This window comes from Microbacterium xanthum (assembly GCF_034531355.1).
GTDB classification, from domain to species: domain Bacteria; phylum Actinomycetota; class Actinomycetes; order Actinomycetales; family Microbacteriaceae; genus Microbacterium; species Microbacterium xanthum.
The window spans coordinates 139784-162059 of sequence record NZ_JAWHUE010000004.1 but is presented as its reverse complement, the minus strand read 5'-3'; the positions used below and the strand labels follow the sequence as shown (position 1 = coordinate 162059).

The 22276-nt window shown below is 69.8% G+C and carries 23 protein-coding genes; all 23 read right to left on the bottom strand.

Translation table 11 applies throughout. The annotated features are described in order from the left end of the window. Positions 1-2 precede the first annotated feature (2 nt). A complete protein-coding gene (trpA, locus tag RZO50_RS13095) occupies positions 3-803 on the bottom strand; it encodes a tryptophan synthase subunit alpha (protein ID WP_322600175.1) in 801 nt (266 codons plus the stop codon). After that, a complete protein-coding gene (gene trpB, locus RZO50_RS13090) occupies positions 800-2065 on the bottom strand; it encodes a tryptophan synthase subunit beta (protein WP_322600174.1) in 1266 nt (421 codons plus the stop codon). The genes trpA and trpB overlap by 4 nt, the downstream gene beginning before the upstream one ends. Next, positions 2062-2871 (bottom strand): indole-3-glycerol phosphate synthase TrpC, encoded by an 810-nt coding sequence (gene trpC / locus RZO50_RS13085; protein ID WP_322600173.1) that lies wholly within the window; start codon positions 2869-2871, stop codon positions 2062-2064. Before trpC ends, trpB begins: the two co-directional genes overlap by 4 nt. A 2-nt stretch (positions 2872-2873) precedes the next feature. Next, on the bottom strand, positions 2874-3104 hold the full coding sequence (locus RZO50_RS13080) for a DUF6704 family protein (RefSeq protein ID WP_322600172.1): 231 nt from the start codon (positions 3102-3104) through the stop codon (positions 2874-2876). A 40-nt stretch (positions 3105-3144) separates the two neighbouring features. Beyond that, a complete protein-coding gene (locus tag RZO50_RS13075; RefSeq protein ID WP_322600171.1) occupies positions 3145-3750 on the bottom strand; it encodes a Trp biosynthesis-associated membrane protein in 606 nt (201 codons plus the stop codon). Next, complete coding sequence (hisI, locus tag RZO50_RS13070) at positions 3747-4100, bottom strand: phosphoribosyl-AMP cyclohydrolase (RefSeq protein WP_322600170.1); 354 nt, start codon at positions 4098-4100, stop codon at positions 3747-3749. The genes RZO50_RS13075 and hisI overlap by 4 nt, the downstream gene beginning before the upstream one ends. Then, a complete protein-coding gene (gene hisF, locus RZO50_RS13065; protein WP_322600169.1) occupies positions 4097-4888 on the bottom strand; it encodes an imidazole glycerol phosphate synthase subunit HisF in 792 nt (263 codons plus the stop codon). Before hisF ends, hisI begins: the two co-directional genes overlap by 4 nt. A 1-nt stretch (position 4889) precedes the next feature. Beyond that, positions 4890-5732, bottom strand: a complete 843-nt coding sequence (gene hisG, locus RZO50_RS13060) for an ATP phosphoribosyltransferase (protein WP_322600168.1) — start codon at positions 5730-5732, stop codon at positions 4890-4892. Between the two features lie 43 nt (positions 5733-5775). Then, positions 5776-6039 (bottom strand): phosphoribosyl-ATP diphosphatase, encoded by a 264-nt coding sequence (locus tag RZO50_RS13055; protein WP_322600167.1) that lies wholly within the window; start codon positions 6037-6039, stop codon positions 5776-5778. A 53-nt stretch (positions 6040-6092) separates the two neighbouring features. After that, positions 6093-6791 carry a ribulose-phosphate 3-epimerase gene (rpe, locus tag RZO50_RS13050; protein WP_322600166.1) on the bottom strand — a complete coding sequence of 233 codons (699 nt, stop codon included), beginning with the start codon at positions 6789-6791 and terminating at the stop codon, positions 6093-6095. Further along, on the bottom strand, positions 6788-8152 hold the full coding sequence (locus tag RZO50_RS13045) for an RsmB/NOP family class I SAM-dependent RNA methyltransferase (RefSeq protein WP_322600165.1): 1365 nt from the start codon (positions 8150-8152) through the stop codon (positions 6788-6790). Before RZO50_RS13045 ends, rpe begins: the two co-directional genes overlap by 4 nt. After that, positions 8149-9069, bottom strand: coding sequence for a methionyl-tRNA formyltransferase (gene fmt, locus RZO50_RS13040; RefSeq protein WP_322600164.1), 921 nt, complete (start codon positions 9067-9069; stop codon positions 8149-8151). The genes RZO50_RS13045 and fmt overlap by 4 nt, the downstream gene beginning before the upstream one ends. Before the next feature lie 7 nt (positions 9070-9076). Further along, positions 9077-11074, bottom strand: a complete 1998-nt coding sequence (locus tag RZO50_RS13035) for a primosomal protein N' family DNA-binding protein (RefSeq protein WP_322600163.1) — start codon at positions 11072-11074, stop codon at positions 9077-9079. Between the two features lies 1 nt (position 11075). Continuing rightward, entirely contained in the window at positions 11076-12269 is a 1194-nt protein-coding gene (gene metK, locus RZO50_RS13030) for a methionine adenosyltransferase (protein WP_322600162.1), read from the bottom strand. Between the two features lie 96 nt (positions 12270-12365). Next, on the bottom strand, positions 12366-12620 hold the full coding sequence (rpoZ, locus tag RZO50_RS13025) for a DNA-directed RNA polymerase subunit omega (protein ID WP_071043502.1): 255 nt from the start codon (positions 12618-12620) through the stop codon (positions 12366-12368). Positions 12621-12664: 44 nt separating this feature from the next. Then, positions 12665-13588: a guanylate kinase gene (gene gmk / locus RZO50_RS13020; protein ID WP_322600161.1), complete on the bottom strand. Its 924-nt coding sequence runs from the start codon at positions 13586-13588 to the stop codon at positions 12665-12667. Next, positions 13585-14424: an orotidine-5'-phosphate decarboxylase gene (pyrF, locus tag RZO50_RS13015; protein ID WP_322600160.1), complete on the bottom strand. Its 840-nt coding sequence runs from the start codon at positions 14422-14424 to the stop codon at positions 13585-13587. The genes gmk and pyrF overlap by 4 nt, the downstream gene beginning before the upstream one ends. Further along, on the bottom strand, positions 14421-17708 hold the full coding sequence (gene carB, locus RZO50_RS13010) for a carbamoyl-phosphate synthase large subunit (protein ID WP_322600159.1): 3288 nt from the start codon (positions 17706-17708) through the stop codon (positions 14421-14423). Before carB ends, pyrF begins: the two co-directional genes overlap by 4 nt. After that, a complete protein-coding gene (gene carA, locus RZO50_RS13005) occupies positions 17708-18883 on the bottom strand; it encodes a glutamine-hydrolyzing carbamoyl-phosphate synthase small subunit (RefSeq protein WP_322600158.1) in 1176 nt (391 codons plus the stop codon). The genes carB and carA overlap by 1 nt, the downstream gene beginning before the upstream one ends. Continuing rightward, positions 18880-19383: a PH-like domain-containing protein gene (locus RZO50_RS13000; RefSeq protein ID WP_322600157.1), complete on the bottom strand. Its 504-nt coding sequence runs from the start codon at positions 19381-19383 to the stop codon at positions 18880-18882. Before RZO50_RS13000 ends, carA begins: the two co-directional genes overlap by 4 nt. After that, entirely contained in the window at positions 19380-20711 is a 1332-nt protein-coding gene (locus RZO50_RS12995; RefSeq protein ID WP_322600156.1) for a dihydroorotase, read from the bottom strand. Before RZO50_RS12995 ends, RZO50_RS13000 begins: the two co-directional genes overlap by 4 nt. Beyond that, entirely contained in the window at positions 20708-21673 is a 966-nt protein-coding gene (locus tag RZO50_RS12990) for an aspartate carbamoyltransferase catalytic subunit (RefSeq protein WP_322600155.1), read from the bottom strand. The genes RZO50_RS12995 and RZO50_RS12990 overlap by 4 nt, the downstream gene beginning before the upstream one ends. Beyond that, entirely contained in the window at positions 21670-22200 is a 531-nt protein-coding gene (gene pyrR, locus RZO50_RS12985) for a bifunctional pyr operon transcriptional regulator/uracil phosphoribosyltransferase PyrR (protein WP_322600154.1), read from the bottom strand. Before pyrR ends, RZO50_RS12990 begins: the two co-directional genes overlap by 4 nt. Positions 22201-22276 lie beyond the last annotated feature (76 nt).

Below are 22276 nucleotides of genomic sequence, written 5' to 3'. Positions count from 1 at the left end.
GTCTAGTTCGCGGCAGCGCCGGAGCGGGTGCCCGCCGTCAGCTCGCGGGTCGTCGCCGCCAGACCGTCCAGGCCGCCCTCGCGCAGCGCCCGCACCAGCGCGGTTCCGACGATCGCACCGTCGGCGTAGTCGAGAACGCCCTCGACCTGCTCGGCGGTCGAGATCCCGATCCCGACGCACGCGTGCTCCGCACCCTGCGCCCGGAGCCGCCCGACCAGGACCCGCGCGGCGGCGTCGAGCTCGGCCCGTTCGCCGGTGATCCCCATCGTCGAGACGGTGTAGACGAAGCCGGTCGAGTTCTCGACGACCAGGCGCAGGCGCTCGTCCGAGGAGGTCGGTGCGGCCAAGAACACACGATCCAGGCCCGTGCGGCGGCTGGCGGCGATCCACTCCCCGGCTGCGTCCGGCGTGATGTCCGGGGTGATCAGCCCGGCACCGCCGGCGGCGAGCAGCTCATCGGCGTACCGGTCGACCCCGAACTGCACGACCGGATTCCAGTAGGTCATCACGAGAACCGGGACATCCACGCGACGAGTGATCTCCCGAATCGCGGTGAAGGTGTCGCGCAACCGGAACCCGGCGGCCAGTGCAGCCTGCGTCGCCTCCTGGATCACCGTGCCGTCCATGACCGGATCGGAGTACGGCGGGCCGAGCTCCAAGACGTCGGCGCCGTTCTCGGCCAGCGTCACCGCGGCGTCGATACTGGTCTGCAGGTCGGGGAAGCCGAGCGGTAGGTACCCGACGAAGGCACCTCGCCCCTGCTCCCGGGCCGCGTCGATCGCGGCGGATACGCGCGAGGTCACCGTTTCTCCCCTTCGCCCTTCGCGGCCTCCGCCGGCGAGGCGGCTGCGGAGGCGTCGGCGTCGTTGCCCGCGTCGTACAGTTCGAAGTAGCGAGCCGCGGTGTCCATGTCCTTGTCGCCGCGGCCCGAGAGATTGACCGCGAGGATGGCGTCGGGGCCCAGTTCGCGACCGATGCGGATGGCTCCCGCGAGGGCGTGAGCGGATTCGATCGCCGGGATGATCCCCTCGGTCTGCGAGAGCAATCGCAGTGCCTGCATCGCCTCATCGTCGGTGGCGGGGATGTACTCCGCTCGGCCGATGTCGGCCAGCCACGCGTGCGCCGGACCGACGCCTGGGTAATCCAGGCCGGCGGAGATCGAATGAGACTCGGTCGTCTGTCCGTCCTCGTCTTGAAGCACGAAGGTCTTGGCCCCGTGCAGGACGCCGGGGCGCCCGCGGCCGATCGATGCGGCGTGTCGGGGCGTGTCGACCCCGTCTCCGGCGGCTTCGACGCCGTAGAGGCGAACATCGGCATCGTCGAGGAACGCGTCGAACATGCCGATGGCGTTGGATCCGCCGCCGACGCACGCGAGCACGGCGTCGGGGAGGCGGCCGGCTTCCTCGAGAAGCTGGGCGCGCGCTTCTTCGCCGATCACCTTCTGGAAGTCGCGCACCATCGCGGGGAACGGATGCGGACCCGCGGCGGTGCCGAAGATGTAGTTGGTCGTCTCGACGGACGCCACCCAGTCGCGGTACGCGTCGTTGATGGCGTCCTTCAAGGTGCGTGAGCCGGTCGTGACCGGAATCACCTCCGCGCCGAGAAGACGCATCCGCGCGACGTTCAGCGCCTGCCGCTCGGTGTCGACCTCGCCCATGTAGATCGTGCAGTCGAAGCCGAACAGAGCGGCGGCTGTCGCGGTGGCCACCCCGTGCTGGCCGGCGCCGGTCTCGGCGATGACACGGGTCTTGCCCAAGCGCTGGGTGAGCAGGGCTTGGCCGATGACATTGTTGATCTTGTGGGAACCGGTGTGGTTGAGGTCCTCCCGCTTCAGGAAGACGCGCGCCCCGCCCGCGTGCTCGGCGAACCGCGGAACCTCGGTGAGGACAGACGGGCGACCGGCGTACGAGCGGAGCAGCCGGCGGAACTCGGCGAGGAAGGACTCGTCCGCCATCGCCGCCTCGTACGCCGCCGTGAGCTCGTCGATCGCGGCGATGAGGGACTCGGGCATGTACCGTCCGCCGAAGTCGCCGAAGAACGGTCCGGATGCGTCGCGCAGGCTCATGCGCCGCTCCTCTCGGTCGAAGATGATTCCGCCGCGTCCGCCTGGAGGAACGCCGTCAGCGTCGCGACCGGATCTCCGGTGACCAGAGCCTCCCCCACCAGCACGACGTCGGCGCCGGCGCGGCGGTAATGCGCGACATCAGCCGGCGCCAGGACGGCCGACTCGGCGATCTTGACGACGTCAGCGGGAAGGCGCGGTGCGAGGCGTCCGAACAGATCCTTGTCCAGCTCGAAGGTCGACAGGTCGCGCGCATTCACGCCGACCAGCCGTGCGCCGAGGTCCGCGGCGCGGTCGACCTCCGAGGCACTGTGCGTTTCCACGAGCGGCGTCATCCCGAGTTGGACCGTCAGATCGTGCAGACGGTGCAGAAGGTCCTGCTCGAGGGCAGCCACGATCAGGAGGACGAGGTCAGCGCCGGCGGCACGTGCTTCGAGGACCTGATACTCGGTGGCGATGAAGTCCTTGCGGAGCACCGGGACGCGCACCGCCTCGCGGACGGCCTCGAGATCCGCCAACGACCCCTTGAAGCGGCGCGCCTCGGTGAGCACCGAGATGGCCGACGCGCCGCCGGTCTCGTACAGCGATGCCTGGTGGGCGGGGTCGGGGATCGCGGCGAGGTCGCCACGGGAGGGACTGGCGCGCTTGACCTCGGCGATGATCTTCACGCGGTCTGCGGGGGCCAGAGCCGCCAGTGCGTCGACGGCGGACGGTCGGGCGAGGGCGACCTTCTCGAGCGAGGCGAACGGCCGCTCGAGCCGCCGCGCCTCCGCGTCCGCCACCGCGCCGGCCGTCAGGTCGGCGAGCACGTTCAGTGCTCTTTCGCGGTGTACTTCGGACCGTTCACGCCGTATCCGGCGCGCGCCATGACCCATCCGACGAGGAGCCCGACCACCACGAGCGCCGCGGAGGCCCAGACGATCCAGGGGATGTCCAGGAAGAACGCCGTCGTGCCGATGGCGAAGCCGACGAGCATGATGATGACAGCGGTCCAGGCTGCCGGTGAGTGGCCGTGGCCGGGATCGCCGTTGGGGTTGCTCATGGATCTCCTCCGATTGCGCGGGTGGGTCAAGTCTATCGGTTCAGTTCGTGGGGTCTTCGCCCCGGGACAGGTCGTCCCACGAGTCGATCGCGTCGCGGGGGCGCGACGGATCCCGCCCGGCGCCGGATGCGTCCTCGCTCGCGGAAGCACTGCGGTAGCGGCGCCCCGCGCCGGCCCACCGGTGGGCGGTGGCCAGCGTGAACACGCCCGATGCGGTGATCAGAACGGCGGCTGCGACCGTCACACCGGGCCAGACCGTCGGTGCCGCGTCGGCGACGAGGTCTCCGACCGCGACGAGCCCGGTGATCCCCGTGGCATCGGTCACCGTGGAGGCGACGGACTCGACCGGGGCGTTCGCGGCGATTCGTACCGAGGCGGCGGCCAGGATGGCTCCCACGGCGGCGGTGATCACGCCGAAGACGTAGACGAGCACGCGGCCGACGATCGTCAGAGCCGCCCCGAGCGCGAGCGCCGCGAGGCTGAGCGGCGCGAGAAGGGGAAGGGCGTCCGCCCCGGCGACACTCAACTCCTCGCTCTCGATGGACGCCAGGGTCACGGTGAGCCACGTCTGGGTCGACGAGATCACTCCGACGGCGGCACCCAAGAGGATCATGAGGACCGCCATCGTCCGTGGGCGTCGCGTCATCCGGCGACCGCCGGGTCCAGATCATCGGCGTCGAAGCAGGTGCGCGTGCCGGTGTGGCACGCGGGCCCGTGCTGCTCGACGGTGACGAGAACGGCGTCGCCGTCGCAGTCCAGCCGCATGCCCCTGACTTCCTGATAGTTGCCGGACGTGTCGCCCTTCCTCCAGTACTCCCGGCGGGAGCGCGACCAATAGGTCACACGTCCTTCCGTGAGCGTGCGGCGGAGAGCCTCGGCGTCCATCCAGCCGAGCATGAGCACCTCTCGGGTGTCCCACTGCTGCACGATGGCCGCCACGAGCCCATCGGCGTTGAAGGTGACCCGTGCGATGCGGTCCTCGACCGACTCGGTCATGCGTCCGCCCCCGTCGAAAGTCGACTGTCGCGGACATCGATGCCGGCTGTGCGCATCGCGTGCTTGACCTCGCCGACCGTGAGCTGCCCGGAGTGGAAGACCGACGCGGCGAGGACGGCATCCGCGCCCGCATGCACGGCGGGGGCGAAGTGATCCACCGCGCCGGCGCCGCCGGAGGCGATAACCGGGACGGAGGAGACCTCGCGCATGAGCGAGACCAGCTCCACGTCGAATCCCTCCTTCGTGCCGTCCGCGTCGATGGAGTTGACCAGGAGCTCGCCGGCCCCGCGTTCGATCGCTTCGCGCGCCCATTCCAACGCATCCCGGTCGGTCTCGGTGCGGCCGCCGTGCGTCGTCACGACGAATCCGGACGCCGTGCGCGGCGATCTCTTGACATCGAGGGACAGGACGAGCACCTGTGCGCCGAAGCGGTCGGCGATGTCGTCGATCAGGTCCGGGCGACGGATCGCTGCGGAGTTGACCCCCACCTTGTCCGCGCCGACGCCGAGCAGCCGAGCGACGTCCTCATGGGTTCGCACTCCTCCCCCGACGGTCAGGGGGATGAACACCTGTTCGGCTGTGCGTCGGACGACGTCGTAGGTCGTGGCACGCTCATCGACGGTCGCCGTGACATCGAGGAACGTCAACTCGTCGGCGCCTTGCGAGAAATAGAGTCGGGCGAGCTCGACCGGATCCCCCATGTCGCGCAGATTCTCGAAGTTCACGCCCTTGACCACGCGACCCGCGGCGACATCGAGACACGGGATCACGCGGCAGACGACGGCCACGTCAGATCCTCGCGTTGTGGATGGCGGTCACGAGGATCGCGCGGGCACCGAGTTCGTAGAGTTCGTCCATCACCCGGTTCACACTCGACCGGGCGACCATCACGCGCACCGCGACCCATTCGGGGTCGCGCAACGGCAATATGGTGGGCGACTCGATGCCTCCGGCGATCTCGACCGCCCGGTCGACCAGCGAGGCCGGCAGATCGTAGTCGACCATCACATACCGTCGAGCGACCATGACACCGCGCAGTCGACGCAGGAGGGTCTCGGTTCCCGGCGCGTCGTCGGGGCCGCTGATGAGGACTGCCTCGGACTGCAGAAGGGGCGGACCGAACACCTCCAGCCCCGCCTGCCGAAGCGTGGTGCCCGTTTCGACGACGTCGGCCACAGCGTCGGCGACACCCAGGCGGACGGCGGATTCGACCGCGCCGTCCAGGGGGACGAGGTCCACCGCCACGCCGTGCGCGTCGAGGAAGGAATCGACCAATCCGGGGTAGGACGTCGCGATGCGGCACCCCTCGAGGTCCGACAGTTCCGCGAAGCGGCCTGGGGCCGCGGCGAATCGGAAGGTCGATCCGGCGAAGCCGAGCGCCTCGATCTCCCGGGCACCGGGCATCCGCGCATCCTTCAGCAGGTCACGACCGGTGATGCCGACATCCAGCGCGCCGGATCCGACGTAGGTCGCGATGTCTTTCGGCCGCAGGTAGAAGAACTCGACGCCGTTGGCGGGATCCGCCTTGTGCAGATCCTTCGAGTCCCGGCGACCGGTGTAACCGGCCTCGGCGAGCATGGTCGCCGAGGTCTCGGCGAGCGACCCCTTGTTGGGCACGGCGATGCGAAGCATGATGGCTGGACTTTCTTCTCTGGCGGCGGGTGCGGGACGGCGCTCAGAGATGTCGATAGACGTCCTGCAGCGTCAGCCCTTTCGCGAGCATGAGCACCTGCAGGTGATAGAGCAGTTGGGAGATCTCCTCGGCGGCGGCCTCGACGGACTCATACTCCGCAGCCATCCACACCTCGGCGGCCTCCTCGACGATCTTCTTGCCGATCGCGTGGACACCGGCGTCGAGCTGCGCCACCGTCCCGGACCCTTCGGGCCGTTCCGCAGCCTTGGCCGCAAGCTCGCCGAACAGGTCGTCGAAGGTCTTCACGTCTCCAGCGTACCGAATGCCCGACCCCGCCCCGCCCGCGGGACCGGCATCGGTCAGTGGCGGTGGGCCTGTCCCGCACGCGTGCGAAGGGCGGCGATCGCGGCGTCCGGCCTGTCGGCGCCGAAGACCGCCGAACCGGCGACGAAGGTGTCCGCCCCGGCATCGGCGGCCTGGGCGATCGTCGACTCGCCGATCCCTCCGTCGACCTGCAGCCAGACGCCCGAGCCGACCGACCGCGCGTGCGCGGCGAGTGCGCGCAGTTTCGGCATGGTCTCCGGCATGAAGGATTGGCCTCCGAAGCCCGGCTCGACCGTCATGACCAGGATCTGATCGAATTCGTCGAGCACATCGAAGAGCCCGTCCACGGCGGTCCCCGGTTTGACGGCCACCCCCGCGCGGGCGCCGATGCTCCGCAGGGTGCGTGCGAGGGTGACGGGCTCCGCGGCCGCCTCCAGGTGGAAGGTCACCGAGGCGGCACCGATCTCGGCGTACGTGGGTGCCCATCGCTCGGGCTCGTCGATCATCAGGTGGACATCCAGCGGGACGGGGCTGGTCGCCTGGATCCGCTCGACCATCTGCGGCCCGAAGGTGAGATTCGGCACGAAGTGGTTGTCCATGACATCGACGTGGACGAAGTCCGCCGAGTCGATGCGGGTCAGCTCCGCCTGCATGTTGACGAAGTCGGCGGCAAGGATGCTGGGATTGATGCGGATATCGCTCACGCCCCCATTATCTCGTCGCCTGCCGGTCATCCGCGGCGACGCAGAAGCGTGATCGACATGGCATCGGTGTTGTGGCGGTGCGGCCACAGTTGCGCCCGCCCCGACCCGTCGCTCTGCTCGGCCAGATCCGGGGGCGAGACGGCGATGCGCCGCACGACCTCGCGGGCATCGACCTCGTCCAGCTCCGCTCCGAAGCGCTGTCGGACCTCCGCGACGACCCCGGCGGTCTCGGCGAGGTGAGGAGAGCAGGTCACGTAGGCCACGAGGCCCCCTGGCGCGAGGGCGTCGACCGCGCCCGCCAGAAGCTGGCCCTGCAGCGCGGTCAGTTCCGGCACGTCCCCGGGGGCCTTCCGCCACCGCGCTTCGGGTCGTCGACGCAGCGCGCCCAGGCCGGTGCAGGGGGCGTCGACGAGGATGCGGTCGTAGGCGCCCGCGCGTTCTGCCGTGAGATCGCGGCCATCGCGTTCGGTCACCTCCACCGCGAGCGGGACACCGGCGATGGATCGGCGTACGAGCCCCGCCCGGGTCGGCGAAACCTCGTTGGCGTCGAGCCGGGCTCCGTGGGCCAGTGCTTCCGCCGCAAGGATCGCTGTCTTGCCCCCGGGCCCGGCGCACAGGTCGAGCCATCGCTCCCCCGCGCTCACCGGCGTCGCACGGGTGAGCGCGAGCGCGGCCAGCTGCGAGCCTTCGTCTTGGACGCGCACCCGACCGTGCGACTCGGCGACGGCCGCGTCGGGGGCCCCACCGGCGAGCCGGAAACCGAGCGGAGAGAACGGTGTCTGTCGTGCCGCGGGGTCGGGTGCGGCCAGGCCGGGAAGGGCTGCCATGGTCACGCGGGGTGCGACGTTGTCAGCCGTCAGCAACGCCTCCAGCTCATCGCCCCGACCCTCGGCGGCAAGTGCCCGCCGGAAGGCCCGGATGACCCACACCGGATGGGAGGTGGTCAACGCGATCGCCTCGTCGTCCGAGCGCGCCGTCTGCGCGATGCGATCGGCCCACTCGCCGGGCGTGTCGCGGGACACCCGCCGTAGGACGGCATTGGTGAAGCCGGCGGCACCTCTCCCCGCGGCGCGGCGCGCGAGGGTGACAGACTCGTTGACCGCCGCGTGCGAGGCCACCCGTGTGGCCAGCAACTGGTGGACGCCCAATCGAAGGGCGTCGAGAACGGCAGGATCGATGCTCGCCGGCGAGCGGTCGGCCGCGATCCCGATCACGGCGTCGTAGGTGCCGCGTCGGCGCAGAGTCCCGTACGTCAGCTCCGTGGCCAGGGCCGCGTCGCCGGAGGACAGGCCGGCGCGCTGGATGGCCGCGGGAAGAAGGAGGTTCGAATAGGCGTCGGATTCGTGGACGGCACGCAGTGTCTCGTACGCGACCTCGCGCGCCCCGGTCATGACCCCACCCGCACGTCATCGCGCCGGAGGCCCCGCCACCAATCGGCCGCCGCCATGGCGCCGCGCCCGGCGGGCTGGACCTCCAGGAGGTGGATCGCCCCGGCTGCCGTGCCGACGAGGACGCGCTTGCCGACCCACGCGACCTGCCCGGGATCGAGCGTCGGGGCGTCTTCGACGATCGCGGCGCGCAGGACCTTCAGGCGAGCGCCGTCCAGACTCGTGTGCGCGCCCGGCTCGGGCGTCGTGCCGAGGATCCGGTCCAGCACACGGCGCGCCGGCTCGTCCCAGCGGATGCGGCCGTCCTCGATCGTGAGCTTGGGCGCGGTCGACGCCTCGCCCTTCTGCGGTCGAGCCAGGGCCGTACCCGCGGCGATCGCGTCCACCACCTCCGTCAGCAGCAGCGCGCCCTCGCCGGCCAGACGCGCCAGCAGCTCGCCGGCCGTCTCGTCGTCCGCGACGGCGACCTCACGTTCGGCGTAGACGTCGCCGGCGTCGAGCTCGGCCACGAGTCGGAACACCGCGGCACCGGTGATGCGGTCTCCGGCGATGAGCGCGTGCTGAACAGGAGCAGCTCCGCGCCACCGCGGCAACAGGCTGAAGTGAAGGTTGATCCACCCGTGCTCGGGCGTGCTGAGCAGCGGTTCACGGACGAGTCCGCCATAGGCGACGATCACGCCGAGGTCCGGCTCGAGCGCGGCGATCGCCGCCGTGGCCTCTTCGTCGAGTCTGGCGGCCTTCAGAGTGTCGAGCCCGAGTTCGGCGGCGGCGTCGGCGACCGGTGACGGCGTCAACACCCGGCGTCGCCCGACGGGCGCGTCGGGGCGCGTGATGACCGCGGCGATGTCGTGCGGGCCACGTGCGAGGGCACGGAGGGAGGGGACGGCCGGATCGGGGGTGCCGGCGAAGACGAGACGCATGGATTCCTCACAGGTCGAGATCGGGCACATCGACCCGGACTCTGAGTGTATTGCCGGGGGAACGCGGACGCCCCTTGGCCGGTCTGCGCGAGCGGAGGGCGGCAGCGATCACCGAGGAGCGCAGATTCTGCGTCACCGCGGTCCCCCGGGCGTAGTCAAAACGGACGAGGGCGCGAACCGTTCCGTCCTGGGTCTCCACCGGGCCGAGGACTGCCCCGTCGCCGAGCCCGTCGACCTCCCGCTGCAGGACGGCGAGGGCGTCCGTCACCGCGCGCCGGTCGCCTTCCAGCGCGGCCACGCGCACGACCGGCGGCATCCGCAGTGGTGTACGCTCGGCCAGTTCGCTGCGCGCGTACGCCGGCTGATTCCATGTCGCGAACGCCCGGGCCGCCGGACCTGCCACGCCCACCAGGTGGACGGGGGCGCCGGGAGCGGCCAGGGCGGCCGCGTTGGACCACCAGCGCAGGCACGATTCACCGATCCGCAGTTCCTCAGCCAGGAGCATCCGCTCGGCATCCAGGAGGACGACAGCCCGATACCCTCCGGCTGCGATCGGCTCGGCACCACGAGTCGCCACCACCAGCGCCGGGCGCGCGTCGACCTCGCTGACCGGGTGATCGCCGTCGGCGACGATCACCCGCACGCCGGGGAAGGCCCGGCCCAGCTCGTCCGCGGTCCGCTCGCTCCCAGAGGACGCCATGCGCAATGACGTCGCCTCGCACTGGGCGCATCGCCACGCGGGCGCGGAACGCCCACACCACCTGCAGGAGGGCACCGCACCGTGTCGGGCAGCGTGCAGAGGGCCTCCGCAGTGCTCGCACCGCGCTGGATGACGGCACGAGGCGCACACCAGGACGGGCGCGTAGCCGGGACGAGCGACCTGCACGAGGACCGGGCCGTGCTCGAGGGCCTCGCGGGCCGCGGCGAATGCGGCCGAGGGGATGCGCTGCCCGCGGCCCTCCCCTTCCCTGGTCGCACTGAGCAGCGTCTTCGGTATCACGCGGCGAACCGGCGCGATCTCTCGGATCCATCCGACCGAGACCAGGCGTTCGACATCCGTCGACCGCGTGTGACCGGCGAAAACGAGCGCGCATCCTTCCAACTCCTGCCGGACCAACGCCGCGTCGCGGGCGTGGACGCCGGGGCTCAGCGGCTCGGCGAGGAGGGGATCACCGTCGTCCCACACCAGCACGGCGCCGAGATCGGACGCCGGGGCGTACACGGCCGAGCGATTGCCGACGACCACGCACGGCGCCTCGGCGAGCACCCTCAGGTACGCGGCATACCGCGCCGGACCGCTCTGGCGCGCATCGAGCCGCACCGTGGCGCCCTCCGGGAGTCGCGCGCGCAGCACCTTCTCCACGTGATCCTGATCACGGTGGTCGGGAACGACGATGACCGTGCTGCGGCCGCGCGCGAGAAGATCGACCGCCATGGCCACCAGGAGCTGGGCCCACGCGCCGACGTACCCCCCTGTCGTGTCATCGGGGACCGCGCCGACCGCCTCGACGCCGGGCGGGGCCGTCAGGGCACCGCGGCCGTGTTCGTGCAGGATCTGCGCGGCGTCGGGGAAAGCGGCCAGGCGCGTTCGGGCCCATGCGATCGACTCCGCCGGCACCGCCGGATGCGGGGGCGCGTCGGCCGCGAGATGGGCCTTCTCGGCACGGACCATGCGCCGCGGCACAGCCACCTTCAGGATGCCGCTGACCGAGCCGGCGGCTCGGTCGGACACCTTTCGCGCCAAGGCGTAGAGGCTCGGGGGCAGGACGGCGATCGGCGAGACGACGTCTTCGAGGTCGGAGAGCGGGCGATCGGAGGGTTCCTCGTCGATCACCTCGACGATCCATCCCTCGACGGTGCGACCCGCGCTGCGCAGGGGTGCCTTCACACGGACCCCTGCACGTGCACGTTCGACGAGGTCGAGCGGTACCGCGTAATCGAACAGGCGATCCAGCTGCGGCAGCGGGGAGTCGACCAGCACCCGCGCGACGCGGCGGGCCGGCATGTCAGAGACCGGCGGCTGTGCGGAGCTCGTCGACCCGATCCGTGCGCTCCCACGTGAAGGTGGGCAGGTCGCGCCCGAAATGCCCGTACGCGGCGGTCTGGGCGTAGATGGGGCGCTGCAGGTCGAGCCGATCGATGATCGCCTTGGGGCGCAGATCGAAGACGTCGCGGATCGCGCGGGTGATCCGCTCGTCGGCGACGTGTCCGGTGCCGAAGGTCTCCACGTACAGGCCGACCGGGCTGGCCTTGCCGATCGCGTAGGCCACCTGGACCTCGATCCGGTCTGCGAGGCCCGCGGCGACGGCGTTCTTGGCGACCCATCGCATGGCGTACGCAGCCGATCGGTCGACCTTCGACGGGTCCTTGCCGCTGAACGCTCCGCCGCCGTGCCGCGACGCTCCCCCATAGGTGTCGATGATGATCTTCCGCCCGGTCAACCCGGCGTCGCCCTTCGGGCCGCCGACGACGAAGGGACCGGCGGGATTGATGAAGTACTGCACATCCGGCAGGTCGAGGCCCGTGTCGCGCAGGACCGGGTCGATGACCTCGGCGCGCACCCGCTGACGCAGTTCTTCCTGCGAGATGTCGGGATGATGCTGTGTGGACAGGACCACCGACTCCACTGTCTTCGGCACGCCCCCGTCGAAGCCGAGCGTCACCTGGGTCTTGCCGTCCGGTCGGAGGAACGCGAGCTCGCCGGTACGCCGCAGATCCGCCAGCCGCTCCGCCATCCGGTGAGCGGTCCACGCCGCGATCGGCATGAGCTGGGGCGTCTCATCGGTGGCGTAGCCGAACATGATTCCCTGATCGCCGGCGCCCTGTTCGTCCGCGGGGTCGACCGAGCCCCGCTCGCGCTGCTCGAAGGCTTTGTTGACACCGGCGGCGATGTCGGAGGATTGCGCGCCGATCGACACGCTCACCCCGCACGAGTCTCCGTCGAAACCCGTGTCGCTGCTGGTGTAGCCGATGCGATTGACGACGTCGCGGACGATCGCGGGGATCTCCACGTACGCGCGGGTGGACACCTCTCCCGCCACGTGCACGAGCCCGGTGGTGACGAGTGTCTCGACGGCCACACGGCCTTGCGGGTCCTCCGCGAGGATCGCGTCGAGGATGCTGTCCGAGATCTGGTCGCAGATCTTGTCGGGATGCCCCTCGGTCACGGATTCGGAGGTGAACAGGCGCAGGTCGCTCATCGGGGCTCCAGGTAGGCGGGGATCACGGTCGCCGGCAGTATGACATCACCGGCCGACATGAGCAGGTCATGCGGCCGGTGACACACGCGACGGGGATTACTCGGCGGCGCGAAGGCGCAGCTTGTCCTCGTGGATCTCGTGCATGGCGATGGTGAGCGGCTTGTCCTCCACGGTGGAGTCGACGAGGGGGCCGACGTTGTCGAAGAGGTTGCCTTCGTGGAGGTCGGAGTAGTAGTCGTTGATCTGACGGGCGCGCTTGGATGCGTAGATCACGAGCTGGTACTTCGAGTCGACCTTCTCGAGGAGAGCGTCGATGGGGGGCTCGATGATGCCCTGGTTCGTTCCGGCCATGGGGAACCTCCTGGTTCGGACGGTGGCGGTGAGTCGGCTGCGCGTCAGGGGCGCGACGGATACCGCGCGGGCGCTTCGGACAAGTCTACGACCTTGCGGGCCGCTTCGGCGACGGTGTCGTTGACGACGCGATGATCGAACTCGCTCTGGGCGGCGAGTTCGCCCTTCGCCGTGCGCAGGCGGCGCGCGCGTTCCTCCTCGTCCTCCGTGCCGCGGCCCACGAGTCGGTGGACCAGTTCGTCCCAGCTCGGTGGCAGGAGGAAGACGAGCGTGGCCGACGGGTCTGCGGCCCGCACCTGCCGGGCACCCTGGAGGTCGATCTCCAGGAGAACCGTCCGCCCCGAAGCGAGAGCCTGTTCGATCGGGCGTCGGGGCGTCCCGTAGCGGTGTCGGTTGTGCACCGTGGCGTACTCGAGCAGCTCACCCGCGTCGATCATGCGGTCGAACTCGTCATCGTCGACGAAGAAGTAGTGCGTGCCGTCGATCTCGCCCGGACGGGGCGCGCGCGTGGTCGCCGAGACGGACAGCAGGATCTCCGGGTGGTGTGCGGCGATATGCGCGGCCACGGTTCCCTTGCCGACTGCCGTCGGCCCGGCCAGGACGAGCAGGCGGCTGCGCCCTGAGCGCGGACGCACCGGGGGGAAACGAGAATCGAGCCACTCCGCGAGGGCCGCCCGCTGGCGGGCACCGAGGCCGCCCAGGCGTTTGACCGGGGAGATCCGGAGCTCGTCGAGCACACGATCCCGCTTGCCCGCGCCGATCGCGGGAAGGGCGGTGAGGAACTCCGTCACACGGAGGGTCGACGCCGCGGCGTCGGCCGAGTCGGCGCTGCGCGCGAGCACATCCTGCGGCGAAACGACGCGCATCGCGATGTCCTTCTTGAGCGCCGCGCGCGCACGGCGCGCGGCCACGGCTCGGCGTGACGCGGCGACCCGGTCGACATCCGGCGGACGGTGGCTATCGGTCATGGCGTGCTCCCATACTGCTCAGAGCGTTCTCGAATGGTCTCGACGAGACGGTCGGGGCCGGCTGCGAGGATGCTGCGGCTCTCGCTGGCGATCACGGTCGGCGCCGCTTCGCCGAAGATCCGCTGCAGATCATCTGCGCGCGCACCCTGGAAGCCGAATCCGGGCGCGAGGATCGGTGTCGGCGGATCCGTGGCGACCAGTCCGCTCTCCGCCCAGGAAACCGTGGCTCCGACGACCGCCCCGATGCTGCCCCACTCCCCCGCTCTCGTGTGGTCGGCGTTGATCGCCCCCAGCTCGTCGAGCACGGCCCGTGCCACCGTCCGGCCGTCCTGCCGTTGCGATCGCTGCAGCGCGACGGCTTCGGGGTTGCTGGTGGCCACGAGGGCGAACAGTCCCTTTCCGTGGGCATAGGCCAGCTCAGCGGCGGAGGAGAGTGCCCCCACCCCCAGGTACGGATTCACCGTGAGCGCGTCGGCTTCCAGCGGCGAGCCCGGTGTCAGCCACGCCTCCGCATACGCGTGCATGGTCGAGCCGATGTCGCCCCGTTTGGCGTCGGCGATCACGATGAGCCCGCCTTCGCGCCCTGCCCGCATCACGTCCTCGAGCGCCGCGATCCCGGCGGAGCCGAACCGCTCGAAGAAGGACACCTGCGGCTTGATGATGCCCGCGGGGGACGCAGACGCCGCTTCGACGACGCGCAGCCCGAAGGTGCGCACCCCCTCGGCGCTGGTCGGCAAGCCCCAGGCGGCGAGCAGGCCCGGGTGGGGGTCGACCCCCACGCAGAGCGGTCCGCTCTGCGCCAGGGCACCCCTCACCCGTTCGCCGAAGCCTGTCATGCGCGGCCGGCGCGGTCGGCGGCGTACTCCTGCAGGCTGCGCACGTCGAATCCCTCCCGCAGCGCCGGGAGGGCGCTGACGGCGGCACCGAGCAGGGCGATGGTGGTGAACAGGGCCTTGTCGGCCGCGACGGCCGCCGCACGGATCTCGTATCCGTCTGCGCGCGCCATCCCGCCAGAGGGCGTGTTGACGACCATGTCGATGCGGCCCGCGTTGATGAGATCGACGACGTTCGCATCTCCGGACTCCTGGGTCTCGGAGTACTTGGCGACCACCTCGACCGCGATCCCGTTGCGGGCGAGGATCTCGGCGGTGCCTTCCGTGGCCACCAGGTCGAAGCCGAGCTCACGCAGGCGGTGTGCCGGCAGGATCACGGCGCGCTTGTCGTCGTCGGCGACCGAGATGAACACGGTGCCGGACGTCGGCATGCCGCCGTAGGCAGCCTGCTGGCTCTTGGCGAAAGCGGTCGGGAAATCGCGGTCGATCCCCATCACCTCGCCCGTGGAGCGCATCTCCGGACCGAGGATCGAGTCCACCGTCTCGCCGTCCTTGGTGCGGAACCGTTTGAACGGCAGTACCGCCTCTTTCACGGAGACCGGTGCGTCCAACGGCACGCGCGATCCGTCCGCGGCGGGCAGCAGCCCCTCTCCGACGAGCTGCGAGATGGTCGCACCCGCCATGACGCGTGAGGCAGCCTTGGCCAGCGGGATGCCGAGCGCCTTCGACACGAACGGGACGGTGCGGCTGGCCCGCGGGTTCGCCTCGATCACGTACAGCACACCGGCGCTGATCGCGAACTGCACGTTCAGCAGACCGCGCACGCCGATCCCCTCGGCGATGGCGAGCGTCGCCGCGCGCACACGGTCGACGTCGGTGCGTCCGAGCGAGATCGGCGGCAGGGTGCAGCTGGAGTCTCCCGAGTGGATTCCGGCCTCCTCGAGATGCTCCATGACACCGCCGATGTAGAGCTGCTCTCCGTCGAAGAGAGCGTCGACGTCGATCTCGATCGCGTCGTCGAGGAACCGGTCCACGAGCAGCGGCAGGCCCGGCCCGATGATGGCCTGGTCTTCGATCCGGACGAAGTAGTCGCGCAGACTCTCCGTGTCGTAGACGATCTCCATGCCCCGACCGCCCAGCACGAAGCTCGGACGGACAAGAACGGGGTAGCCGATGTCCTCCGCGACGGCCACCGCCTCGTCGACGTCGATCGCCGTGCCGTGCCGCGGCGCAACGAGGCCGGCCGCATCGAGGATCCCGCTGAACAGACCGCGTTCCTCGGCGAGGTCGATCGCGGCGGGGCTCGTCCCGAGGATCGTGTACCCGGCCTCTTCGATGCCCTTGGCCAGGCCGAGCGGCGTCTGCCCGCCCAGCTGGCAGACGACACCGAGGATCTCACCGGACTGCGCCTCGGCGTGCAGCACCTCCAGCACGTCCTCGAGCGTCAGCGGCTCGAAGTAGAGCCGGTCGGAGGTGTCGTAGTCGGTGGAGACCGTCTCGGGGTTGCAGTTGACCATGATGGTCTCGTAGCCGGCGTCGCTCAGGGCGAACGAGGCGTGGACGCACGAGTAGTCGAACTCGACGCCCTGTCCGATGCGGTTCGGTCCCGATCCGATGATGACCACTTTCGTGCGTGCCGACGGCGTGACCTCGGTCTCGGAGTCGTAGCTGGAGTAGTGGTACGGGGTGAGCGCGGGAAACTCCCCGGCGCACGTGTCGACGGTCTTGTACACCGGGCGGATGTCGAAACCGTGGCGGACGCGGCGCACCTCGGCCTCGTCGAGGCCACGCAGCTGTCCGACCTGGGCGTCGGAGAACCCGTGGTCCTTCGCGAGCCGGATGACGTCCGCGTCCAGCGTCCCCGCCGCGCGGATCTCCTCGGCCACCTCATTGATCAGCACCATCTGGTCGAGGAACCAGGGGTCGATGCTCGTCGCCGCGAACGCCTGCTCGACCGTGGCGCCCTTGCGCATCGCCTGCTGCAGCACGACGATGCGGCCGTCGGTGGGGGTTCGGGCGATCTCGAGCAGTTCTTCGACGGTGCGCTCCTCCTCGCCCCAGTGGAAGCTCGAGCCTCGCTTCTCCAGCGAGCGGAGGGCCTTCTGCAGCGCCGTGGTGTAGTTGCGTCCGATGGCCATCGCCTCGCCGACGGACTTCATGGTGGTCGTGAGGGTGGTGTCGGCGTTCGGGAACTTCTCGAAGTTGAATCGCGGCACCTTCACGACCACGTAGTCGAGCGTGGGCTCGAAGCTGGCCGGCGTGACCTTCGTGATGTCGTTGGGGATCTCATCCAGGCGGTAGCCGATGGCGAGCTTCGCGGCGATCTTGGCGATGGGGAATCCGGTCGCCTTGGAAGCCAGGGCCGATGAGCGCGAGACGCGGGGGTTCATCTCGATGACGATGATGCGCCCGGTGACCGGGTCGACGGCGAACTGGATGTTGCACCCGCCCGTATCCACCCCCACGGCGCGGATGATGTCGATGCCGATGTCACGCAGCTTCTGGTATTCGCGGTCGGTGAGCGTCAGCGACGGCGCGACGGTGATCGAGTCGCCCGTGTGCACGCCGACGGGGTCGACGTTCTCGATGGAGCACACGACCACGGTGTTGTCGGCGGAGTCCCGCATGAGCTCGAGCTCGTACTCCTTCCACCCGAGGATCGACTCCTCCAGGAGCACCTCGTGGGTCGGCGAGTCGCGCAGACCCGCCCCGGCGATACGCCGCAGGTCCGCCTCGTCGAACGCGAATCCGCTGCCGAGCCCACCCATCGTGAACGACGGCCGCACCACGAGTGGGTAGCCGAGATCCGCGGCACCTGCGAGGACCTCATCCATCGAGTGACAGATCCGGCTCTCGGCGACATCGGCACCGCACTCGAGGACGAGCTCCTTGAAGACCTGCCGGTCCTCACCCTTCCGGATGGCCTCGACGTTCGCGCCGATCAGTTCGACGCCGTACTTCTCCAGGATGCCGCGATCGTGCAGCGCCATCGCGGCGTTCAGAGCGGTCTGACCACCCAGGGTCGGCAGGATCGCGTCCGGCTTCTCCTTGGCGAGGATCGTCTCGATCACCTCGGGTGAGATCGGCTCGATGTAGGTGGCGTCCGCGAAGTCGGGGTCGGTCATGATGGTCGCCGGATTGGAATTGACGAGGATCACGCGCACCCCCTCTTCGCGGAGCACGCGGCACGCCTGGGTGCCGGAGTAGTCGAACTCGCACGCTTGGCCGATCACGATCGGACCGGAGCCGATGACGAGGACGGACTGGATGTCGTCGCGCTTGGGCATCAGAGGCCACCCTCCTGGGAGTCGTTGTCGCGTGTCGACCGGGCGTCGATCACCATGTCGCGGAAGCGATCGAACAGATAGTTCGCATCGTGCGGTCCCGCGGCCGCTTCTGGGTGGTACTGGACACTGAAGGCGGGGATGTCGAGGGCGCGGATGCCTTCGACCACATTGTCGTTCAGACCGATGTGGCTCACCTCGACGCGCCCATACCCGTGGGGGCTGTCGACGTGACCGTCCAGCGGCGCGTCCACGGCGAAGCCGTGGTTCTGCGAGGTGATCTCCACCCGCCCCGTGGCCTTGTCGAGAACGGGCTGGTTGATGCCGCGGTGGCCGAACGGCAGTTTGTAGGTGCCGAAACCGAGGGCGCGGCCGAGCAGCTGATTGCCGAAGCAGATACCGAAGAACGGCAGCTTCGCGTCCAGGATGCCGCGGAGCAGTGCCACGTGCGCGTCGCTGGCCGACGGATCGCCGGGACCGTTGGAGTAGAACGCGGCGACCGGCTCGATGGCCAGGATCTCCTCGATGGTCGCGCTCTGCGGGAACACATGGACGTCGAAACCGCGGGCGGCGAGGTTGAGAATCGTCGCCTGCTTGACACCGAGGTCGAGTACGGCCAGGTTGCCGATGCGGTCCCCGGTCGCGGCGGTGACTTCGACGGCGTCGACCGAAACCTCTGCGGACAGGTTGCGACCCGACATCGCCGGCGCCTCACGAACGATGCGCAGCTGCTCGTCCGCATCCAGGGCAGCGGCCTCACCGGAGAAGACGCCACCGCGCATGCTCCCGGACGAGCGGATGCGACGCGTGACAGCACGGGTGTCGATACCGCTGATCCCGACGATCCCATCGGCGGCGAGAGCGTCGTCGAGCGACTCCTCCGAGCGCCAGTTCGATACGACGCGGGAGGGGTCACGGACGACGTAGCCGGACACCCAGATGCGTCGGGATTCGCGGTCTTGGGTGTTCATCCCGGTATTGCCGATGTGCGGTGCGGTCTGCAACACGATCTGACCCGCGTAGGAGGGGTCTGTGAGCGTCTCCTGGTAGCCGGTCATCCCGGTCGCGAAGACGACTTCGCCCAGAGTCGTCCCCCGGGCGCCGTACGCGCGGCCGGGGTGTCGTGAGCCGTCCTCCAGCACGAGGACCGCGGGATCGGTGGTCAGCAGCGAGGTCATGCGTCTGCTCCTGTCGGGGTGATGAAAGCGCCGAGGGCGTCGGCGAGAGCGCGGGCCGAGGAATCCTGCGGCCGGAGGTAGGTGTCGACGACGGTGTCGTCGGATATCCGCCAGATGAGACGGACGAGGCCGTCGCGTTCGACGACCCGGTCGATCGCGACGGTCGACTGATCCACGGCGACCAGGCGCGGTCGGCTGAAGAACAGGGGCTGCTCACCCGCAAGGTGGAGCGCGACGCCGCGTTCGGTGATGATGAGCTCTGCGGCCGCCCGGAAGCCCATACCGCGGATCGCCAGGCGCTCCAACGGTTCGTCGGCTCGCGTCGTGGCCACGTAGAGGACGCGGAAGCGGTCCCGCTCGAGCGCACCCTCGGGGATGCGCCCGACGGGAGGCATGAGTCCGCGGTCGCGGCGGGATCGCCGCCACCACCCGATCGCCGCGAGCACCAGCAGCGCGACGGCGACGGCCATGACGACCATCAGCGCGGCTTCGCGGCTCACGCCATCCCCTCCAGGTCGAGCAGTTCGCCGTCGGCGACGGTGATTCGCCCATCGGTGAGCGTCCAGCGCACCTCGCCGGGCAGCTCCCGGCCGATATAAGGCGAATTGACGCTGCGCCCCCGCAGGTCGTCGATCGAGAACGTCCGCGACGGGCGCGGGTCGTACAGCGTCAGAGAGGCAGGCGCACCCACCTCGAGGGCCGTGCCGTACCCGGTCAGGCGCCCGATGCGGGCCGGGGACGAGGACATCACGCGAGCCACGTCGTCCCATCCGAGCAGCCCGGTGTCGACCATGGTCTGCTGCACGACGCGAAGCGCGCTCTCGAGACCGACCATGCCGTGGGCGGCTGCGCCCCACTCGCAGGACTTCGATTCCGCGGGGTGCGGTGCGTGATCGGTCGCGACGATGTCGATCGTGCCGTCGGCCAGTCCCTCACGGACGGCGAGCACGTCTTCGTTCCGTCGCAGCGGGGGGTTCACCTTGTATCTCGGGTCGTAGCCCCGCACGGACTCCTCCGTGAGCAGGAGGTGGTGAGGGGTGACCTCCGCGGTGACGTCCACGCCACGCGCCTTGGCCCATCGAATGATCTCGACCGAACCGGCCGTGGACAGATGGCACACGTGCAGCCGCGAGCCGACGTGCTCGGCGAGGAGCACGTCGCGGGCGATGATCGACTCCTCGGCCACCGCCGGCCATCCGGCCAACCCCAGCTCCGCCGACACCGAGCCCTCGTTCATCTGCGCGGCCTCGGTCAGCCGCGGATCCTGGGCGTGCTGGGCGACGACCCCGTCGAAGGACTTCACGTATTCCAGCGCGCGCCGCATGATCAGCGGGTCCCAGACGCAGAACCCGTCGTCGCTGAAGACGCGGACCTGAGCTCGCGAGGCCGCCATCGCGCCGAGCTCGGCCAGGCGCTCGCCCCGCTGACCGACCGTCACGGCGCCGATGGGCTGGACGTGGACGTACCCGGCAGCCTCTCCCAGAGCGAGTTCCTGCTCGACGACCCCGGCGGTGTCGGCCACGGGTGAGGTGTTGGGCATCGCGAAGACAGCGCTGTACCCGCCGGCAGCGGCGGCACGCGATCCGGTGAGGATGGTCTCGGACGCCTCGAAGCCGGGTTCACGGAAGTGCACATGCAGGTCGACCAGTCCCGGGAGCCCGACCAGGCCCTCGGCGTCCACCGTCTTGGCGTCCGCGGGAGCCTCGCCGTCGAGGGAGGTGATCACACCGTGGTCGACCACCAGGTCGCGCGGTTCGCCTCCCAGGATCCGCACACCGCGGAAGAGGACCGGGGTGTGCGACGCGGCGCGGTCATGAAGGGTTCTCATCGGATGTCCTCCTTCTCATTCGCGCGGTCTCCCGCCAGCAGGAGGTACAGCACGGCCATGCGCACGGATACGCCGTTCGCGACCTGCTCCAGCACGGTTGCTCGGGGGGAATCGGCGGCGGCCGCCGAAATCTCCAGGCCGCGATTCATCGGACCCGGATGCATCACCATGCTACCGGTCGGCAACGCCTCCAGACGCCGCGGGTCCAGACCCCATCGGCGGGAATACTCCCGCTCAGTGGGGAAATACGCCGCGTTCATGCGTTCGAGTTGGATCCGCAGCATCATCAGCGCATCCGGGGTCTCGGCGATCGCTTCGTCGAGGTCGTACCGCACCGTCACCGGCCAGGCGGACACGTCCTGCGGAATCAGCGTCGGTGGTGCCACGAGCGTCACCCGCGCTCCGAGCGTGGTGAGCAACCACACGTTCGACCGCGCCACCCGGGAGTGCAGGATGTCACCCACGATCGCGACGTGGAGTCCAGACAGATCACGCCCCCGGCTGTCGGCCCCGTACGTGCGGCGACGGATCGTGAACGCATCCAAGAGCGCCTGCGTGGGGTGCTCATGCGTGCCGTCACCGGCGTTGACGACACCCGCGTCGATCCAGCCGCTGGTGGCGAGGGTCTGAGGGGCGCCCGAGGCGCCGTGACGGATCACGACGGCATCGGCTCCCATCGCCTGCAGCGTCTGAGCGGTGTCTTGGAGCGACTCGCCTTTAGAGACGCTGGACCCCTTCGCCGAGAAGTTGATGACATCCGCCGAGAGACGTTTGGCGGCGGCCTCGAAGGAGATGCGGGTGCGGGTGGAGTCCTCGAAGAACAGGTTCACCACCGTCTTGCCCCGCAACGTCGGGAGCTTCTTCACCTCGCGCAGCTGCGTATCGGCCATGTCCTCGGCGACGTCGAGGATGCCGATCGCGTCTTCGCGGCTGAGGGAGCGGGTGTCGAGCAGGTTCCTCATGATCCGATCACCACCTCGTCGACGCCGTCGATCTCGTCGACGCGGACATTGACCCGTTCCTCGCGTGCGCTGGGCAGGTTCTTGCCGACGAAATCCGGTCGGATCGGCAGCTCTCGGTGTCCTCGGTCGATGAGGATCGCCAGGCGGACCGCGGCCGGACGACCGATGTCCTGCAGCGCGTCCAGGGCGGCGCGGATGCTTCGACCCGAGAAGAGCACGTCGTCGACCAGGACGACCGTCTTCCCGTCGATGCCCCCCGCCGGGATCTCGGTCGGACGCGGCGATCGCGTGGGGTTGCGGTGCAGATCGTCGCGGTACATCGTGACATCCAGCGACCCCGACGGGACCTCCCCGCCGCCGAAGCGGGAGACCAGGGTCGCCAGACGTCGCGCGAGGGTGACGCCGCGGGTGGGGATCCCGAGGATGACCAGGGAGTCCGGCCCCTTGTTCGACTCGAGGATCTCGTGGGCGATCCGAGTCAGCGCCCGGGCGATGTCGGCGTCGTGCAGCACGGTGCGCGTGCTCATCGTCGCTCCCTTCTCCGTCTCACAGGACGGCGTTAAAGGTTGCAGTCGCCAGACACCTTAGCCCACCCCGCGCCGG

Excerpts from the sequence above, each read along its gene's own strand:
- fmt (WP_322600164.1), bottom strand. The coding sequence starts at position 9,069 with ATGCGTCTCGTCTTCGCCGGCACCCCCGATCCGGCCGTCCCCTCCCTC.
- RZO50_RS13080 (WP_322600172.1), bottom strand. The coding sequence starts at position 3,104 with ATGAGCAACCCCAACGGCGATCCCGGCCACGGCCACTCACCGGCAGCC.
- hisI (WP_322600170.1), bottom strand. The coding sequence starts at position 4,100 with ATGACCGAGTCGGTCGAGGACCGCATCGCACGGGTCACCTTCAACGCC.
- gmk (WP_322600161.1), bottom strand. The coding sequence starts at position 13,588 with ATGACCGATAGCCACCGTCCGCCGGATGTCGACCGGGTCGCCGCGTCA.
- RZO50_RS13045 (WP_322600165.1), bottom strand. The coding sequence starts at position 8,152 with ATGACCGGGGCGCGCGAGGTCGCGTACGAGACACTGCGTGCCGTCCAC.
- trpB (WP_322600174.1), bottom strand. The coding sequence starts at position 2,065 with ATGAGCCTGCGCGACGCATCCGGACCGTTCTTCGGCGACTTCGGCGGA.
- RZO50_RS12995 (WP_322600156.1), bottom strand. The coding sequence starts at position 20,711 with ATGAGAACCCTTCATGACCGCGCCGCGTCGCACACCCCGGTCCTCTTC.
- pyrR (WP_322600154.1), bottom strand. The coding sequence starts at position 22,200 with ATGAGCACGCGCACCGTGCTGCACGACGCCGACATCGCCCGGGCGCTG.
- rpe (WP_322600166.1), bottom strand. The coding sequence starts at position 6,791 with ATGACCGGCAGGCGACGAGATAATGGGGGCGTGAGCGATATCCGCATC.
- rpoZ (WP_071043502.1), bottom strand. The coding sequence starts at position 12,620 with ATGGCCGGAACGAACCAGGGCATCATCGAGCCCCCCATCGACGCTCTC.
- carB (WP_322600159.1), bottom strand. The coding sequence starts at position 17,708 with ATGCCCAAGCGCGACGACATCCAGTCCGTCCTCGTCATCGGCTCCGGT.
- RZO50_RS13035 (WP_322600163.1), bottom strand. The coding sequence starts at position 11,074 with ATGCCGGCCCGCCGCGTCGCGCGGGTGCTGGTCGACTCCCCGCTGCCG.
- RZO50_RS13075 (WP_322600171.1), bottom strand. The coding sequence starts at position 3,750 with ATGACGCGACGCCCACGGACGATGGCGGTCCTCATGATCCTCTTGGGT.
- pyrF (WP_322600160.1), bottom strand. The coding sequence starts at position 14,424 with ATGACAGGCTTCGGCGAACGGGTGAGGGGTGCCCTGGCGCAGAGCGGA.
- RZO50_RS12990 (WP_322600155.1), bottom strand. The coding sequence starts at position 21,673 with ATGAGGAACCTGCTCGACACCCGCTCCCTCAGCCGCGAAGACGCGATC.
- hisG (WP_322600168.1), bottom strand. The coding sequence starts at position 5,732 with ATGCTTCGCATCGCCGTGCCCAACAAGGGGTCGCTCGCCGAGACCTCG.
- carA (WP_322600158.1), bottom strand. The coding sequence starts at position 18,883 with ATGACCTCGCTGCTGACCACCGATCCCGCGGTCCTCGTGCTGGAGGAC.
- metK (WP_322600162.1), bottom strand. The coding sequence starts at position 12,269 with ATGAGCGACCTGCGCCTGTTCACCTCCGAATCCGTGACCGAGGGGCAT.